The 16,573-nt window shown below is 72.3% G+C and carries 12 protein-coding genes, 1 tRNA gene and 1 pseudogene; 8 read left to right on the top strand and 6 right to left on the bottom strand.

Annotation, left to right across the window (positions count from 1 at the left end; genetic code table 11):
- Positions 1 to 7: 7 nt before the first annotated feature.
- From IPJ59_RS33975 to IPJ59_RS33960, 4 genes and pseudogenes are all read left to right on the top strand, one after another.
- Positions 8 to 2,917: a serine/threonine-protein kinase gene (locus IPJ59_RS33975; RefSeq protein ID WP_293275444.1), complete on the top strand. Its 2,910-nt coding sequence runs from the start codon at positions 8 to 10 to the stop codon at positions 2,915 to 2,917.
- Positions 2,918 to 2,975: 58 nt separating this feature from the next.
- A pseudogene (locus tag IPJ59_RS33970) lies at positions 2,976 to 3,476 on the top strand (serine/threonine-protein kinase); the annotation flags it as partial.
- 107 nt (positions 3,477 to 3,583) lie between these two features.
- The gene (locus IPJ59_RS33965; protein ID WP_293275443.1) at positions 3,584 to 4,261 is read left to right on the top strand and encodes a protein kinase; all 678 of its coding nucleotides are present in this window, start codon (positions 3,584 to 3,586) and stop codon (positions 4,259 to 4,261) included.
- A 143-nt stretch (positions 4,262 to 4,404) separates the two neighbouring features.
- Positions 4,405 to 6,864, top strand: a complete 2,460-nt coding sequence (locus IPJ59_RS33960) for an FG-GAP repeat domain-containing protein (protein WP_293275442.1) — start codon at positions 4,405 to 4,407, stop codon at positions 6,862 to 6,864.
- Positions 6,865 to 6,914: 50 nt separating this feature from the next.
- On the opposite strand, the gene IPJ59_RS33955 is transcribed toward IPJ59_RS33960, so the two are convergent.
- On the bottom strand, positions 6,915 to 7,235 hold the full coding sequence (locus IPJ59_RS33955) for a DUF2325 domain-containing protein (protein WP_293246446.1): 321 nt from the start codon (positions 7,233 to 7,235) through the stop codon (positions 6,915 to 6,917).
- Between the two features lie 161 nt (positions 7,236 to 7,396).
- Here IPJ59_RS33955 and IPJ59_RS33950 point away from each other — a divergent pair, with 161 nt between their 5' ends.
- Positions 7,397 to 8,587 (top strand): RCC1 domain-containing protein, encoded by a 1,191-nt coding sequence (locus IPJ59_RS33950; protein ID WP_293275441.1) that lies wholly within the window; start codon positions 7,397 to 7,399, stop codon positions 8,585 to 8,587.
- Positions 8,588 to 8,613: 26 nt separating this feature from the next.
- Here the strand turns inward: IPJ59_RS33950 and IPJ59_RS33945 are convergent, their stop codons facing one another.
- Complete coding sequence (locus IPJ59_RS33945; RefSeq protein ID WP_293246440.1) at positions 8,614 to 10,077, bottom strand: rhodanese-like domain-containing protein; 1,464 nt, start codon at positions 10,075 to 10,077, stop codon at positions 8,614 to 8,616.
- Between the two features lie 173 nt (positions 10,078 to 10,250).
- On the opposite strand from IPJ59_RS33945, the gene IPJ59_RS33940 reads away from it, so the two are divergent.
- Positions 10,251 to 11,207, top strand: a complete 957-nt coding sequence (locus IPJ59_RS33940; protein ID WP_293246437.1) for a formylglycine-generating enzyme family protein — start codon at positions 10,251 to 10,253, stop codon at positions 11,205 to 11,207.
- Between the two features lie 4 nt (positions 11,208 to 11,211).
- Here the strand turns inward: IPJ59_RS33940 and IPJ59_RS33935 are convergent, their stop codons facing one another.
- From IPJ59_RS33935 to IPJ59_RS33920, 4 genes are all read right to left on the bottom strand, one after another.
- Positions 11,212 to 12,600, bottom strand: a complete 1,389-nt coding sequence (locus IPJ59_RS33935; protein WP_293246434.1) for an APC family permease — start codon at positions 12,598 to 12,600, stop codon at positions 11,212 to 11,214.
- A complete protein-coding gene (locus IPJ59_RS33930; protein ID WP_293246431.1) occupies positions 12,597 to 13,859 on the bottom strand; it encodes a DUF4388 domain-containing protein in 1,263 nt (420 codons plus the stop codon). Before IPJ59_RS33930 ends, IPJ59_RS33935 begins: the two co-directional genes overlap by 4 nt.
- A 120-nt stretch (positions 13,860 to 13,979) precedes the next feature.
- Positions 13,980 to 14,981: a 3-oxoacyl-ACP synthase III family protein gene (locus IPJ59_RS33925; RefSeq protein WP_293275440.1), complete on the bottom strand. Its 1,002-nt coding sequence runs from the start codon at positions 14,979 to 14,981 to the stop codon at positions 13,980 to 13,982.
- A gap of 163 nt (positions 14,982 to 15,144) precedes the next feature.
- Positions 15,145 to 15,217, bottom strand: a tRNA-Ala gene (locus IPJ59_RS33920).
- A gap of 184 nt (positions 15,218 to 15,401) precedes the next feature.
- Here IPJ59_RS33920 and IPJ59_RS33915 point away from each other — a divergent pair.
- Both IPJ59_RS33915 and IPJ59_RS33910 read left to right on the top strand, forming a co-directional pair.
- The gene (locus IPJ59_RS33915) at positions 15,402 to 16,070 is read left to right on the top strand and encodes a MotA/TolQ/ExbB proton channel family protein (protein WP_293246425.1); all 669 of its coding nucleotides are present in this window, start codon (positions 15,402 to 15,404) and stop codon (positions 16,068 to 16,070) included.
- Positions 16,067 to 16,495, top strand: a complete 429-nt coding sequence (locus tag IPJ59_RS33910; RefSeq protein ID WP_293246422.1) for an ExbD/TolR family protein — start codon at positions 16,067 to 16,069, stop codon at positions 16,493 to 16,495. The genes IPJ59_RS33915 and IPJ59_RS33910 overlap by 4 nt, the downstream gene beginning before the upstream one ends.
- The last annotated feature ends 78 nt before the right edge of the window (positions 16,496 to 16,573 follow it).

Below are 16,573 nucleotides of genomic sequence, written 5' to 3'. Positions count from 1 at the left end.
TCGCCGCGTGTCGGAGGCCCGCGTCCCACCGTCCGAGCTGCCGCCGCAGATCGGCCGCTTCACGGTGCTCTCGACCCTCGGCCGCGGCGGCATGGGCGTGGTCTACACCGCCTACGACCCCGAGCTCGACCGCAAGGTCGCGCTCAAGCTGGTCCACCTCGGCGGCGATCCGGAGCACCTCGCGCTGGCCCGCGAGCGCCTGCTGCACGAGGCCCAGACCATGGCCCGCCTGTCGCACCCGAACGTCGTCGGCGTGTACGAGGTGGGTACGGTCGACGACCAGGTGTTCCTGGCGATGGAGTACGTCCGCGGCGAGTCGCTGCGCACCTGGCTGCGGACCCCGCGGCCCTGGCGGGAGATCCTCGCGGTGTTCATGCAGGCCGGGGCCGGCCTCGCCGCCGCCCACAAGGCCGGCATCGTCCACCGCGACTTCAAGCCCGACAACACCGTCGTCGACCGCGAGGGCCGCGCCCGCGTCGTCGACTTCGGCCTCGCCGAGCACCGTGACGAGATCGCCTTGCGCGACAGCAACATCCGCAACGCCGGCCCCGACACCTCGGCCTCGGTCAACATGCGCCTCGCCGTCGGCCTGCAGGAGCTGTCGCCCGGGACCCTGTCCACCATGCACCGCACCGGCGGCCGCCTGGTCGGCACCCCCGCGTACATGGCCCCCGAGCAGCACCTCGGCGGCACCGCCGACGCCCGCGCCGACCAGTTCAGCTTCTGCGCCGCGCTCTACGAGGCGCTCTACGGCGAGCGACCCTTCCCCGGCGCGACCCTCGGCGAGCTGCGCATGAACCTGGTCGCCGGCCGCATGCACACCCCGCCGCCGCGCTCGCCCGTGCCGCCGTGGCTGCGTCGCGTGCTGGTCCGCGGCCTCGCCAGCGACCCCGACCGCCGCCACCCCGACATGCCGGCGCTGCTCGCCGCCCTCGCCCACGACCCGCGCGTGACCCTGCGCCGCCGCCTGCTCGTCGCCGGCCTGCTGCTCGCGATCCTCGCCGCCCTCGCGGCCGGCTACGCCTCGCGCCAGCTGCAAGAGGACCAGCACGCCGTCGCCCTCGCCGAACGCCGCGCCACCTGCGAGGCCGCCGGCGACGCGCTCGGCGAGGTCTGGGACGAGCCCCGCCGCGCCGCCGCCGAGCAGGCCCTGCTCGCCACCGGCCTGCCCTACGCCGCCGACACCTGGGCCCGCGCCCGCGCCCGCCTCGACGCCGCCGCACAGGCCTGGAAGGACATGTCCGTCGAGACATGTCTCTCGGCGCAGGTCCACGGCACCCTCGCGCCCGCGGCCTTCGAGCGGCGCATGGCCTGTCTGCAGCGCCAGCGCGCCGAGCTCGACGGCCTCACCCGCACCCTCGCCACCGCCGACGCCAGGGTCGCCGAGCGGGCCGTGCAGGCCAGCGCCACCCTCCCGCGCCCAGCCGCCTGCGCTGACGCCGACACCGACACGCTCGCCGACCCGGCGTCGCGCGGCGAGACCGAGGCGCTGCGCCAGAGCCTCGCCCGCGCCAACGCCCAGCTCGCCGCGGGCCGCTACGCCGAGGCCAGCGCCGAGGCGCGCCGGATCGCCGAGGCCGCGCGGGCCCACGGCGAGCTCGGCCTCACCGCCGAGGCGCTGCACCGGGCCGGCATGTGCGACGAGGCCGCGGGCGACTTCAAGGGCGCCGCGGCGACCCTCGGCGACGCGTTCTTCCTCGCCGAGCAGGCCGGCCGCGACCCGCTGCGCGCCGAGATCGCGACGTCGCTGGCCACCGTCCTCGGCGTCCGCCTGGCCCGCGCCGACGACGGCCTGGCCTGGCTGCGCCACGCCCGGGCGATCGTCGAGCGCGTCGGCCTCACCGGGCAACCCCGTGTCGCCCTCCTGGCCGCCGAGAGCGCCCTGCTCCGCGCCAAGGGCGAGCTCGAACGCGCCGGCGAGCTGGCCGCGCAGACCCTCGCCATGCTCGCGCAGCTCCACGGCGGCGACGACGTCCGGGTCGCCCGCGCCGAGCTCAACGTCGGCACCAACTTCTTCGACCGCGGCGACTACCCGCGCGCCGACCAGCACTACCAGCGGGCCCTCGCGCTGTTCGAACAGAACCTCGGCCTCGTCCACCCCGACCTCGCGCCGCCGCTCAACAACCTCGCCACGGTCGCCGAGAAGCTCGGCCGCAGCGCCGACGCCGAGCGAGCCCACGCGCGATCGATCGCCATCCGCGAGGCCAGCTTCGGCGAGCGCCACCCCGGCGTCGGCATCTCGCTCACCAACCTCGGCGAGCTGTACGCCCGCACCGGCGACCCCGTGCGCGCCGAGGCCAGCTTCCGCCGCGCCGCCGAGATCTTCGAGGCGGTCCTCGGCCCCGACCACCCGAACCTCGCCTCGGCCCTCGGCGGCCTCGGCCACGCCCTCGTCGCCCAGGGACGACTCGCCGAGGCCCGCCCACTGCACGCCCGGGCCCAGGCGATCCTCGAGCGCGCGCTCGGCCCGGACCACATCCTCATCGCGTTCCCACAGGTCGACCTCGCGACCCTCGAGCTCGCCGCCGACAACCCCGCCGCGGCCATCGCACCGGCGACCCGCGCCCTCGTCCTGCGCGCCGCGGGCAAGCCCGAGGAGCGCGCCGAGGCGGCGCTGGTCCTCTCACGCGCCCTCTGGCGCTCCGCTCGCGACAAGCCCCGCGCCCGGCAACTCGCCGCCCAGGCCGAGACCGACTACGCGGCCGCCGGACCCGGCTTCGTCAAGGAGCACGCCGAGGCCGCCAGCTGGCGCCGGCCTCTGCGCCTGATCTCGCCATTTACGCTCCGGGGCCGCGATCGGCGCAGCCTTAATCTGTCCGAAAGGCCATGTGATTACACAGCCGCGAACCGCGGGCCCGGGTCACCCCGTGGGCCGCGATCGCCGCAGCAAAGATCTGTCCGAAAGGACAGGTCATGACACAGGGGCAGACCCAGCGTCCGGGTCTCGGGCCCCCGCGCTGTGGTACCATGGCCCCATGTCTGCGCCGCAGTCGACCGCAGAAGCCGTTCGCGACGCGAACGACAGCACGCGAACGATCGGCCGCTACCGCGTGCTCGGCCTGGTCGGCCGCGGCGGCTTCGGGGAGGTGCACGCGGCCCACGACCCCGAGCTCGACCGCCGCGTCGCGCTCAAGATCCTGACCCGCACCGAGGACCACGCCGCGGTCGCCCGCCTGCGCCGCGAGGCGACCACGATGGCGCGCCTGTCCCACCCCAACGTCGCCCGCGTGTTCGACGTCGGCGAGGTCGACGGCAACCTGTTCATCGCCATGGAGTTCATCCGCGGGGCCTCGCTGCGGACCTGGCTCTCGGGACAGCTTCGCACCTGGCCAGAGATCCGCGCGGTGTTCCTCGCCGCCGGACAGGGCCTCGCCGCCGCCCACCGCGAGGGCATCGTCCACCGCGACTTCAAGCCCGAGAACGTGATCATCGACGAGGACGGCCGCGCCCGCGTCGTCGACTTCGGCCTCGCCGCCGCCACCGGCGAGGCCGGAGCGGCCTGCCCGCCCACACCGCCGACGAGGACGAGCAAGTCGAGACCACCCAGCCCTCCGACCCGGCCCAGGGCGGCACCCCGGCCTACATGGCCCCGGAGCTCCACCTCGGCCGCCCCGCCGACGCCCGCTCCGACCAGTACAGCTTCTGCGTCGCCCTGTTCGAGGCGCTGCACGGCCGTCGCCCGTTCCCCGGCCGCACCTGGCAGACCCTGAGCCCGCAGGTGCTCCGCGCCGCCCGCGAGCTCCCGGCCGCGCGCGCCGTCCCGCCGCACCTGCGCCGCGCCGTCGACCGCGGGCTGGCAGCCGCGCCCGAGCGCCGCTTCCCCGACATGGACGCGATGCTCCGCGAGCTCGTCCGCGACCCCGTCCCCCGCGGCGCTCGCCACTACCTGGCCCTCGGGACAGGTCTCTCCGCGCTCGCCAGCCTGCTCGCCCTCTCCGTGTGGCTGGCCCGCCCGAGCAGCGACGCCGCACCAGCCCCGTCCTCCCCGTCCACCACGCCCGCCCACGCCTGCGCCCAGGGCTCTGCCGGCTGCGCCCAACCGGCCGCCGACGCCCGCGTCGAGGCCCTCAGCAGCCAGCTCGAGCTGGCCCGCGCCCTGCGCCGCGACCGACGCCCCACGCAGGCGCTCGAGCTCCTCTCTGCCCTCGCCGACGCCGCCCGCGACGCCCTCGGCGCCGGTCACGAGCTCCACCGCGTCATCGAACGCGAGCGCGACGCCCTCACCCACGAGCTCCAGCCGCCACCCGCGACCCCGCGCTGATCGTGCACATGTCCCCAAGGACATGTCACAACGACCAGCCATGACCCGCACGGGCTCGACGCCACAGCGCGTCGCGTGCTCGCCAGCCCATCCTGACCCGCCCCGGCTTGACCTTGCGAAGCGCCAGCGCGTAGCGTGCTCGCATGCACCGCCCTCACCGCGCCCCGTGGCTCTGCCTCGCCCTCGCCGCCGGCTGCGGCGATGCCGGCCGCGCCGACACCGACACCAGCTCCACCACCCCCGTCACCGTCACCCTCCCGGACGCCAGCAGCACCAGCAGCACCACCACCGATCCGACGCCCACCACCAGCGGCGCGACCACGCAGGTCGAACCCACCACCGGCGGCGCCGGAGGCGAGGGCGACCCCTGCAGCAGCAGCGACGGCTGCGCGCCGGGCCTCGTGTGCGCCGGCGGGACCTGTGTGCCAGGCGAGGGCAGCTGCAGCAGCGACGACGACTGCAGCGGCGACACCTACTGTTGCGCCGAGGGCTGCCTCCCCGACGGCGAGACCGGCGGCGTGTGCATCCCCTTCGGCACCGGCCCCAAGGGCGACGCCAACGACGAGTGCATCGGCGACATCACGATCGGCCTGTTCGAACCATCGGTCCAGTGCGAGTGGACCGCACCGCCGATGGGCGACCCCTACCCCGGCCACATCAATGTCCTCACCACCCCGCTGATCTTCGACCTCCCCAACGACTCGGGCGCCGCCGCCGAGATGATCGCCGTCGCCTACAACTACACCGACGGCGGCGGCCCGGCCGGCTGGGGCGAGGACCCCAACTACTTCGGCGTCCTGCGCATCCTCAACGGCACCGACTGCAGCCAGCTGGAGACCATCGACGACCCGCTGAACCGCATCATCGCCGCCAGCACCCCGGCGATCGGCGACCTCGACGACGACGGCCTGCCAGAGATCGTCACCCACCGCGCCGTCACCGGTGTCATCGCCTTCGGCTGGGACGCGAACGCCAACAAGTACACCACCAAGTGGGTCGCGCTCGACACCGGCATCAGCGGCGAGACCCGCTGGGACGGCCCCTCCCTGCACGACCTCGACGACGACGGCACCGCCGAGGTCCTGTCCGCCTCGGGCGTCTACGACGGCGCCACCGGCGTGCGCCTGAACCCCGGCCAGGTCATCCCCGGCGTCGAGCCCGGCGGCATCGGCCGCATCCCGGTCGCGGGCGACCTCGACGGCGACGGCGCGGTCGAGCTGGTTGCCGGCGCCGTGTGGCGCTGGAACGTCGGCATGGGCGCCTGGGAGATGGCCTACACCGGCGCGCCCGTGGCGATCCACTACGGCTTCGCCGACTTCGGCACCCCCGGCGTCGACCCGGCCAGCTTCGACGCCAAGACCCTCGACGGCGTCGCCGAGATCGTCACCGTCAACGGCGCCGACGTCAGCCTCTACACTTTGAGCGGCCAGCAGATCTTCACCGCCCAGCAAGGCGGCGGCCCGCCGACCATCGGCGACTTCGACAACGACGGCTTCCCCGAGATCTCGTCCGCCGGCGGCACCGCGTACACCGTCTTCGATCTCGACTGCAAGGACCCGATGGCGCCCGGCTGCACTTCGGCCTTCGTGCGCTGGACCCGACCCTCGCAGGACGCCTCCTCGGCCAACACCGGCTCCTCGATCTTCGACTTCGAGGGCGACGGCGAGGCCGAGGCGATCTACGCCGACGAGTGCTTCCTGCGCGTGTACCAGGGCAGCACCGGCGAGGTGCTCTACTCGGCCTTCCGCACCTCCTGCACCTGGTACGAGAACCCCGTCGTCGGCGACCCCGACAACGACCAGAACACCGAGATCCTGGTCGGCTCGAACAACAACTGCGGCGTGGTCTGCCCCGCGATCGACCCGATCCACCGCGGCAGCCGCTGCGAGGACGGCAGCCAGTGCGAGGCGCCCAACGTCTGCGACAGCGGCTTCTGCCGCTGCGAGGACGACAGCCAGTGCTTCCCCGGCAACACCTGCACCGACCCGCTCGTCGACACCCCCGGCGTCGGCAAGGTCTGCCGCGCCCTCCACCCGCCCGGCGTCGGCCTCACCGGCCTCCGCGTCCTCCGCGACGCGCTCGACCGCTGGGCCTCCTCGCGCCCCATGTGGAACCAACACGCCTACTCGATCACGAACATCGACGACGACGGCGGCGTCCCCAAGACCTCCGAGTGGGCCGCGAACTTCAAGCAACCCGAGCTCAACAACTACCGCCAGAACCGCCAGGGCGACACCCCCGGGACCGCCCTGCCGGACATCACCGGCGCCCTCGACGACCAGACCTGCGTCGCCGGCCAGACCAAGGTCGTGCTCAAGAGCACCGTGTGTAACCGCGGCAAGAAGGCCGTCGGCGCCAACCTGCCGGCGACCTTCTATCTCGGCGATCCGAAGGACGGCAAGGTCCTCTGCGTCGCCTACACCTCGGAGCCCGTGCCGGTCTCGGAGTGCCGCGAGGTCTCCTGCGAGCTCGACGAGGGCGTCGACGGCATCATCACAGTGGTCGTCGACGACGACGGCCAGGGCGGTCAGGTCGCGCTCGAGTGCTTCGAGAACAACAACACCGACACGATCGAGGTCATGGACTGCCAGCCGATCGGCTGATCACGCCACCAACACTTTCACCGCCACGACAGCGACACCCGCGAGCGCGACTAACCGTTGCGCTCCTCGATCGCCGCGCGCAGGGCCGACACGCTGGCGGTGCGCACATACTTGACCCGCGACTCGTCGGCCACGAGCTCCTTCACCTGGTCGCGCAGCGCGTGCGAGACCATGCCGACCATCACCACCACGAGACCGATCTTGCCGATGCTGTGGCGCAAGCCCGGGGGGATCCGCTGCTCGTAGTGCTTGACCGACCAGCCGAGCTTCTTGGCGACATCCCGGTAGCGGCTCGACATCCCGCCGTGACCACCGACGACCACCACCGTGTGCTCGCCATCGTCCTTCGCGTTCTCTGTGCCGTTTGACATGTGCGGTCCTTGTGCAAGGCCCAGGCCAGGGCCACGTCAACAGCCTACGCGGCGCTGGCCCGCGATCTGACAGCGCCTCGCGGCAGGCTGTCAGCGCGGCGTCGCTGGGCCGCGCCAAACTGGCAAACCCCTGCTGCGACGATCGGGTAAGCTGCCCCGCGATGCGCACCGGGCGGTGGATCTCCTTGCTAGGCCTCACCCTGCTGGTGGCCTGTGACGACAGCTACAAGCCACCTCCTCGCCCGCCGCCGCCGGTCGCGCCGTCCCCCGCGCCGACACCCGCGCCCGCGCCCGCGCCCGCGAAGCCCGCCGCCCCGGTCGACCCGCTGACCGCGATCGCCACGCGTGGCAGCCACACCTGCGGGCTGCGCAAGTCGGGCGCGGTCGCCTGCTGGGGGAAGAACAGCGACGGTCAGCTCGGCGACGGCGACCGCGTCGACCAACCGCGCGCCGTCACCGTGGCTGGCCTTTCGGACATCTCGGAGCTGGCGCTCGGCCTGCAGTTCTCGTGCGCCCGCAAGCACAGCGGACAGGTGATGTGCTGGGGCAACAACGAGGACGGCCAGCTCGGCGACGGCAAGGGCGCAAAGCCGGGCGCGCGCAGCCTGGTCCCCGTCGCCGTGTCGGGCGTCGCCGACGCGACCCAGCTGTCCGCCGGCGACGGCCACGTGTGCGCGCTGCGGCGCGGCGGAGCGGTCAGCTGCTGGGGCCTCGCGGGCGACGGTCAGCTGAGCGCGGTGAGCGAGCGCAGCGCCTCGCCGCTGGCGATCACCGGGCTCACGCAGGTGGTCCAGATCGCCAGCGGCAGTAACCATGTGTGCGCCCGCAGGCAGACCGGCGCGGTGCTCTGCTGGGGCCGCAACACCGAGGGCCAGCTCGGCGATGGTGTCAGCGGCAGCAAGATCAAGCCGGTCGCCGTCAAGGGCCTGGGCGACGCCGTCGACCTCGTCTCCGGCGGCAACCACAGCTGCGCCCGTCGACGCGGCGGCGCGGTCGTCTGCTGGGGCGCCAACAGTCAGGGCCAGCTCGGCGACGGCACCACCGGCAGCTTCGCCCAGCGCACCCCCGTCGCCGTCCAGGGCCTCGGCGAGCTCGCCGAGCTCGCCCTCGGCCACGACCACAGCTGCGCCCGCGCCAGCGACGGCAAGGTCTCGTGCTGGGGCGCCAACAAGGCCGGCCAGCTCGGCGACGGCACCACCTCCGCGCACCCGCGACCCACGCCCGTGCCGCGCATCCTCGACGTCACCGACCTGGCCCTCGGGACAGCCCACAGCTGCGCCCTGCAGCGCAGCGGCAACGTGACCTGCTGGGGCAGCGACGAGCACCGCGCGCTCGGCCCGCGCCACCTGTGACCTCGCCCGCGCCGACCTGAAGCTCGCTAGCCCTCGACCACGCCGGCCTCGCTGACGCGAAACTCGCGCTCGTTGAGGAACACCACGTCGAAGATCGGCAGCCCCTTGGCCAGCACGCCGAGGGTCGCGGCGAGCTGGATCGCTGCGACCCGGCGCATGTCCTTGAACAGCACGCCGAAGTGGTCGGCGTCGATCGACGAGAAGTCCGGGTGCAGGGTGAAGAAGCGGGCGACCTGCTCGCGGTTGAAGTCGGAGACCTGCGGGTGGTTGACGAACATCTGCGTCTCGCCGCAGGCCGGGGAGATCAACGGCACGCGGGTGAACGGCCACACCCCCTGCTCGAGGCGGATGTTGACCACCGCGCCCTCCTGATGACCGCCGCCGAGGACCACGAACTCGAGCTCATGCGCGCCGCCCCAGCGCATGCGCAGGTAGGTGCGGATGAACGCCTCGACCAGCGGGCGCCGCACGAGGTAGCGCTCCGGGTGCTGCAGCATCAGCCGCAGGTGCCCGCAGCCGAGGTGCCCGGGGATCAACATGTGGTCGATGACCGGGTCCCACAGCTCGGGCGGCGGGGCGTTCATGAAGCGCCGCCAGTCCTGCGGCGTGCTGGTGATCGCCGGCAGGTGCGGCACCAGGCGCTCGTCGGTCCGCATCGACTTGATCAGCGCGTTGCCGGCCTGGACGTCCGAATGGATATAGAAGTGGCCGAAGGTGTCGAGGCACCCGCGCAGCACGTCCTCCATGCACTCGGCCGGGAACTGCTTGCCGGTCGCCCGCTCGATCGAGGTCAGCGCCAGCAGGAACTCGCCCGCGTCGCCGCCCGGCGTGCCGATCACGCCGTGGTCATCGCGGCCGTCGACGCACGACGACTTGCCGTGCAACAGCAGCGCCGCCATCTTCACCCAGCGCACGCTGTGGGGGTCGCCGATGTGCGCCTCGATCTGCGCCCGCGTCAGCGGCCCCGGCGGACCGGTTCGGCTGTCCGAAGGGACATGTACCCGCGGCGCCGCGACCTCGCGGGTCAGCACCGCCTCGTCGCGCACGGTCGCAAAGCCCAGCTTCTTCCACGCCAGCAGCCCACCGTCCATCACCGCGACGAAGCGCATGCCGGCGCACTCGAGCAGACGCGCGGCCTCGGCGGCCCGCGGCCCGCCGTTGCGTGACAGCACGATCACCGGCGTCGTCGCCGGCAGCTGCTCCGGGAGATCGGCGATGCGCGCCAGCGGCAGCCAGTGGCTGCCCGGGATGTGGCCCAGAGGCCCGGTCAGCTCGTCTGCGTCGCGCACGTCGACCAGCGACACGCTGCGACCGAGCCGGCCGATGAAGTCCGCCGCCAGGAAGGGGGTGCCGCTGTCAGAGCGCCACATGTTGCCGAGCCAGTTGAGCTTGACCAGGCGCTCCTGCACCGGCATCGCCCAGATCTGCTCGGCGGCGAGGCGGCTGTTGGTGTTGAGGGGAGCGTCCGGGTGGCTGAGGTCGGCGGTCATCGCGGTGGGCGAAGATAACGTGTCCAGGCGGCGATCGGACACCGACCACACGCTCGCGTGTTCGCTCGCGCGCCGCGTGAAAGCGCGGGCAATCGGCAGGCCGCCGCTTCCCTCACACCCGGCTGTACCGCGGCTTTGCTAGCGTGGCGAGCATGGTGCGATGGGTAGGATGCGTGCTCGCTGCAGGCCTCGGCTGCACGATGCCGAACCCATGGTTTCAGGTCAACGAGGACGCGAGCACCAGCGGCTCCGCCAGCGACACCAGCACCAGCGCAGGCGCGAGCGAGGCCAGCAGCGCCGACCCGCCCGGATCGGGCAGCGAGGACGGCGGCTCGAGCAGCGCCGCGATCGCCAGCTCCTCGAGCGAGCCAGCGCCAGGCACCACGAGCACCAGCGACCCCGGCGACCCCGGCAGCAGCGGCGACGCCAGCACCGGCGACGCCCTGTGCGACGACCTCTGCGGCACCCCGAACTGCGGCGACTGCCCGTCTGACAACGCCATGATCGCCTTCGACCAGTTCTCGATCCACGCGCACGAGGTGAGCAACGCCAGCTACCAGCAGTTCCTCGACGCCCACGTCGACCCCGCGTCGCAGGGCCTCGCCTGCCTGTGGAACGACAGCTTCGAGCCGACGACCTGGCCCGTCGCCGACGGCCAGCTCCCGGTCGTCAACGTCGACTGGTGCGACGCCAGGGCCTACTGCCACTGGTCCGGCCACCGCCTGTGCGGGGCGATCCTCGGCGGGCCGACAACGGTCGCGCAAGCCTTCAAGCCCGAGTTCGACCAGTGGCACCACGCCTGCACCAAGGCCGGCACGCGCCCCTTCCCCTACGGCACTCAGTACGACCCCAGCGCCTGCAACGTCCACGACTTCGACCCCAACAAGGACGCCCTCGTCCCGGTCGGCACCCTCAGCAGCTGCGAGGCCCCGCTCCCCGGCCTCTTCGATCTCAGCGGCAACGTCTGGGAGCTCACCGACACCTGCACCGGCGATGGCCCCGACGACACTTGCCTGCGCCGCGGCGGCTCCCTCTACAGCCTCGAGCCCGACCTCGGCTGCTACATCAAGAGCCCCAAGCCGCGCAAGGACGTGTACCACTACGTCGGCTTCCGCTGCTGCAGCCTGTGACGCGTCAGCGCTTCGACGCGGCCCGCCACGGCGAGTCCTGCGCGGCGCGGGCCAGCATCACCCGGGCGCTGCGGCGGACCACGAGGAGGTAGTACGGGAGGGGCAGCAGCGCCGCGAGCAGCGTGAGGGCGATGACCTCGAGGCCGGCGCCGGCGATCATCAACACGACGACCACGAGGCCGAGCCCGGCGGTGATCGGCCCGCGCCGACGCTGCCGCGGCGTGAAGCGCTCGGGCTCGCGACGCAGCAGCACGATCTCCGCCGCGCACGCGACCCCGATCGCCACCAACGCCGTCGCCGTCGAGAGCAGCGCGACGAAGCTGTAGATCTCGAGCAGCCCGCCGCCGAAGTACAGCAGCACCAGCGCGCCCGTCAGCGCCGATGACACGACCAGCGCCGTCACCGGCGTCGCCGTGCGCGGGTGCAGGCGGGCCAGCCGACGCGGCGCCAGGCCGTCGCGCGCCGTCGCGAAGGCCATGCGACTGGTCACCAGCAGCCAGCCGTTCAAGATCCCCGCGATCGAGACCAGCGCCCCGATCGTCACGACCAGCGCCCCGACCTCGCCGAACCGCGCGCGCGCCACCGCGGCCAGCGGACTCGCGGCGCCCGCCAGCTCGCTCGCCGGCACCGCGAGGTTCAGCGAGAGCAGCACCAGCAGGTACACGCCGCAGGTCACCGCGAAGCCCGTGTACGCCGCGCGACGGATCGTCCGGCCCGCGCCGCGGATCTCCTCGGCCGGCACCGTCACCGACTCCATGCCGATGAACAGCCACGACACCAGCGACACCGCCGGCAGCAGCGAGCCGAGCCCCTGCGGCGCGAAGGGCTGGAGGTTGTCGAGCGAGGCGTAAGGCAGCAGCGCGACGCTCAGCACCAGCAGCGGCACCACCTTGCACACCACCGTGATCGTCTGGACCAGCCCGCCCGCCTTCACGCCGATCGCGTTGAACAGGGTCAGGCTCCACAGCAGGCCCTGGCTGACCGCGAACGCGATCCACGGCGACGCGGCCGCGGGCCACAGCTCCGCCAGGTAGCTGATGAAGCCGGTCAGGAACGCCGCGTTCCCGATCACCGCGCACATCCAGTACAGGTAGCCGACCTCGAGCGCCGCGAAGTCGCCGAAGGCCTTGCGCGCGAACACCTGCAGGCCGCCCGACACCGGGTAGGCGCCGCCCAAGTCGGCGAACACCGCCGTCAGGCACAGGTAGCCCGCCGTGTTGATCGCCCACGCCACCAGCCCGAGCGGACCGGCCAGCCCCGCGAGCTGCCCCGGCACCACGTAGATCCCCGAGCCGATCATGTTGCCGACCACCAGCGCGGTGGTCGCGAGCGGCCCGAGCCCGCGCACCAGCGCCGCCCCGCTCCTGGCCGCGCGCTCGACCAGCTCGCTCATCCCAGCGGCCGCAGCCGGCTCATGAGCGGCTCGACCTGCTTGCCGAGGCCCTGGTCCTTCACCCGCTTCACCAGCCCGCCCGCGGTGAACAGCGCGAAGCTGACGTAGTCGTAGAGCAGCTCCTTGAGGAACTTCTCGACGTTGCCGCCCATCGCCACCGTGCGCGCGTTGTCGACGACGCGCTGGCTGTGGAAGGTGCCCTTCTCGTAGGGCCCGGCCTCGCGGAACACCATCTCGTAGGTGCCGTCGGCGAAGCTGGCGAGGTTCTGCCGCAGCACCGTGCCCTTGCCGGCCGTGTCGGCCTGCTGGTGGATCTCCCGCAGCACCGCGTTGGCCGTCTCGACCACCTCGAGCGGCCCGCCGCGCAGGCGCGGGCGCTGCATCGCCACGTGCTTCGACTGCACCAGCTGAAACAGCTGCTTGGTCGTCTCGAACTCGCCGAGCCCGAGCGAGCGCCCGAGGTCGTTCACGCTCTGCAGCCCGTCGATCGCGTGCCACAGCCCGCGAAACTCCGCGTTCGGCTCGCCGCGCTCGGGGACCCGCTCCGGCACGTAGTCGGCCGAGGGGATCCGCTGCCGGAAGTAGCGCATCTCGTCCATGCGCGTGACACCGTCCATCAGCAGGCCGTTGAGGCTGATGCTGTGCCGCGAGCGCAGCGCGCCCTCGTCGAAGCCGTCGAGGAACACGTAGGCGCCGTCGGCCACGGTCATCGTCGCCAGCACCACCTCCTCGACCTGCTTGGCGAGGTAGTGGAACACCTGGTTGTGGGTGAACAGGCCGAGCTCGACCCCGGCCTCGCCGTAGCGCTCGCCGCTGCCCTGGGCCTGGCGGTCGTAGATCGCCCGATGCTGGACCTCGTCGATCACGCCGAAGCGGTACAAGATCCGGCCGATGCGCTCGTCCTCGACGTCGGTGCGGGCCGACACCGCGTTGCCGCCCTCGATGAACACGCTGCGGTTGTGCTCGCCGTCTCGCACCGTCAGCTCGCCGCGCCAGCCGGCCTGGGCCACCAGCGAGATGACGTCGCACATCGTGCCCGGCGCCACGATCTCCCCCGCGAGCCGGACCACCGCCCCGTCCTCCTCGTCGCGCCGCCCGTCCTGGCCGGTGAAGCGCATGAAGATCACGTGGTCCGGCGTCGGCAGCAGGCGGTAGGCGCCGTCCTTGCGCCGCTTCATCTGCTCCCCCGCCGACTCTCCGAGGGGGTGGACCACTCCGTTGCTGTCGACCCAGACCAGCTCGTCTTGCGCGTGTTTCATGACCGCCGGACCCCGACGATCTCTCGTAACATCACCCGGGCCGGCCCCGCAAGTTGCGGTCAGGTCGACCATTCCCGCTGGCGTTCTCGCGGCCGTTCCCGCGGGCAGCCCTCGCGGTGGCTACAGCACCGCGACCGCACCGCCCCAGGTGAAGCCGGCCCCGAAGGCCGCCATCAGCACCTTCGAGCCGGGCCCGATCTTGCCGCTGCGCCACGACTCGCTCAGCCCGATCGGGATCGTGGCCGCCGTGGTGTTGCCGTACACCTCGATGTTGTGCACCACCTTCTCCTCCGGGATCCCCAGCTTGGCCGCGACCATCTGGTTGATCCGCATGTTGGCCTGGTGCGGCACCAGCATGTCGATCTCCGCCATCGTCAGGCCCGCCTTCTTCACCACCGAGTGGGCCACCTCGGGCATCTTCTCGGCCGCCCAGCGGAACACCTGCTTGCCGTTCATCGCCGGGAAGTGCTTGCCCGCGTCCAGCATCTCGTGGGTCAGGCGCGGGTCGTACTTGCTCGCCGGCGCCTCCAGCCACAGGTCGTAGGCCCCCGCCCCGTCGGCGTGCAGCTCGAGCGAGAGGATGCCCTGCTCCGGCCGCGTCGCCTCGCCGACCAGCGCCGCCCCGGCACCGTCGCCGAACAGCACCGCCACGTCGCGCCCGCGCTCGTTGAACTCCACCCCGGTCGAGTGCACCTCGGCGCCGACCACCAGCACGTTCTTGTACACGCCGCTGCGCACCCACGCGTCGGCGACCGAGAGGCTGTAGAGGAAGCCCGAGCACTGGTTGCGCACGTCGAGCGCCGGCACGCCGGGCAGGCCGAGCTTGTGGATCAGCAGGCAGCCCGCGCCGGGGAACTGGTGGTCCGGGCTCAGCGTAGCGAACAGCACCGCGTCGACGTCCTTCATGTCGCGACCGGCCTGCTCCACCGCCATCCGCGCCGCCGGGATCGCCAGGTCGCTGGCGCCGATCCCCGACTCCTCGATGAAGCGGCGCTCGCGGATCCCCGTGCGCTGGTGGATCCACTCGTGCGTGGTCGGCATGAGCTGCGACAGGTCGTCGTTGGTGACCACCTTCGTCGGCAGGTAGTGACCGGTGCCCAAAATCGCGGCGCGTCTCTCCATGCTCCAATAGGTATCGGGGCCGCGGACCCGCCACAAGATGTGTAATTCCCTGCGCGCCGTCCGCTCACGAGCCAGTGGCCCGCTTCGAAAACCCCAGAGGCCCGAAAGAGCTGAAGCGAGGACCGGCATGGCCCTCGCTTCAACCGTTTGCGCCTTCTCGAAGTGGAGGCAAGGGGGATCGAACCCCTGACCTTCGCGCTGCCAGCGCGATGCTCTCCCAGCTGAGCTATACCCCCGTGAGTTTCAGGGCGCCTTTGCTTCGCGCTCTGGGTCGGCGCCCCAGGTGGCTGGGTGGGGCGCGTGTGTAACAGCGCCGCCAGGCGACGTCAAGCGTGAACTGCAGGGCCCGGGCGCGAAACCCTGGGGCCCCTTGCGCGGGCGGGCGGGCGAGCAGCATGATGCGCGGGCCCTCGGCACCCCATGGACCTCGCGGAACTGTTCGAACAAGGCGGCCCGCTCATGTGGGCCATTTTGGCGGCCTCGATCGTCGGGGTCGGCGTGTTCTTCGAGCGGCTGTGGTCGACCCAGCGGGCCAAGGTGCTGCCACGCGCCTTCGTCGACCGGATCCGGGCCCTGGTCGCCAAGGGCAAGACCAACGAGGCGCTCCTGCTATGCGAGGAGAACGGCTCGAGCATCGCCCTCGTGATGGCCGCGGCCCTGCGCGCCTACGAACACTCGACCAACCGCTCCGAGATCAAGGAGGCCGTCGAGGAGGTCGGAGCCCGCGAGGTCGGGCACATGGACCGCAACGTCGAGATCGTCGGCACCGTCGCCACCATCTCCCCGCTGCTCGGCCTGCTCGGCACCGTCGTCGGCATGATCCAGGTGTTCCGCCAGTTCGTCGAGGCCTTCGCCTCCGGCAACGTCGGCCCCGACACCTTCGCCCAGGGCATCTGGCAGGCCCTCATCACCACCGCCTACGGCCTCATCGTCGCCATCCCCACCCTGCTCCTCTACCGCTTCCTGCAGGGCCGCACCGGCCGCATCATCGCCGAGATGGAGGAGGACGCGATGGGCATCGTCAACCTGCTCGAGGACAGCCGCCGCGGCCGCGTGCGGGCCGAGCACAGCCCGGAGCCCGCGCGATGAACTTCCGCGGCGGTCACGGCGGCCTCGGCAACCGCAAGCGCGCCCTGATCGACGGCGCCGCCGTCGACCTCACCCCGCTGATCGACGTCACCTTCCAGCTGCTCATCTTCTTCCTGCTCACCGCGACCTTCAACAACGACGCCGCCTTCAAGGTCAAGCTGCCCAAGGCGACCGCCAACGACCCCGCCACCGAGACCAAGGCCATCGTCGTCGAGATCTCCGAAGACGGCCGCTTCGAGGTCAATAAGAAGGTCGTCGACCAGGCCGAGCTCGAGACCCGCCTCTGCATGGCCGCCAAGGAGCTCGGCGCCACCACCGTCAACATCAAGGCCGACCAGAACACCAAGCACGAGAAGGTCGTGCAGGCGATGGACGTCGCCAAGGCCTGCGGCATCGAGAAGCTCGGCATCCTCCACCGCCGCTGACGGTTGCTGGCCGTCGTTGGCCGTCGTTGGCCGTCGTTGGCCACCGCTGGCCGCCCTGGCGAGCGCGCGCGATCTCGC

Origin of the sequence: Nannocystis sp. (genome assembly GCF_016714285.1) — a bacterium.
Taxonomy (GTDB): Bacteria; Myxococcota_A; Polyangia; order Nannocystales; family Nannocystaceae; genus Nannocystis.
The sequence above is the reverse complement of the archived record's forward strand: the minus strand, read 5'-3'. Positions and strand labels throughout refer to the sequence as shown.

Excerpts from the sequence above, each read along its gene's own strand:
- IPJ59_RS33965 (WP_293275443.1), top strand. The coding sequence starts at position 3,584 with ATGGCCCCGGAGCTCCACCTCGGCCGCCCCGCCGACGCCCGCTCCGAC.
- IPJ59_RS33960 (WP_293275442.1), top strand. The coding sequence starts at position 4,405 with ATGCACCGCCCTCACCGCGCCCCGTGGCTCTGCCTCGCCCTCGCCGCC.
- IPJ59_RS33955 (WP_293246446.1), bottom strand. The coding sequence starts at position 7,235 with ATGTCAAACGGCACAGAGAACGCGAAGGACGATGGCGAGCACACGGTG.
- IPJ59_RS33950 (WP_293275441.1), top strand. The coding sequence starts at position 7,397 with ATGCGCACCGGGCGGTGGATCTCCTTGCTAGGCCTCACCCTGCTGGTG.
- IPJ59_RS33945 (WP_293246440.1), bottom strand. The coding sequence starts at position 10,077 with ATGACCGCCGACCTCAGCCACCCGGACGCTCCCCTCAACACCAACAGC.
- IPJ59_RS33935 (WP_293246434.1), bottom strand. The coding sequence starts at position 12,600 with ATGAGCGAGCTGGTCGAGCGCGCGGCCAGGAGCGGGGCGGCGCTGGTG.
- IPJ59_RS33930 (WP_293246431.1), bottom strand. The coding sequence starts at position 13,859 with ATGAAACACGCGCAAGACGAGCTGGTCTGGGTCGACAGCAACGGAGTG.
- IPJ59_RS33925 (WP_293275440.1), bottom strand. The coding sequence starts at position 14,981 with ATGGAGAGACGCGCCGCGATTTTGGGCACCGGTCACTACCTGCCGACG.
- IPJ59_RS33915 (WP_293246425.1), top strand. The coding sequence starts at position 15,402 with ATGGACCTCGCGGAACTGTTCGAACAAGGCGGCCCGCTCATGTGGGCC.
- IPJ59_RS33910 (WP_293246422.1), top strand. The coding sequence starts at position 16,067 with ATGAACTTCCGCGGCGGTCACGGCGGCCTCGGCAACCGCAAGCGCGCC.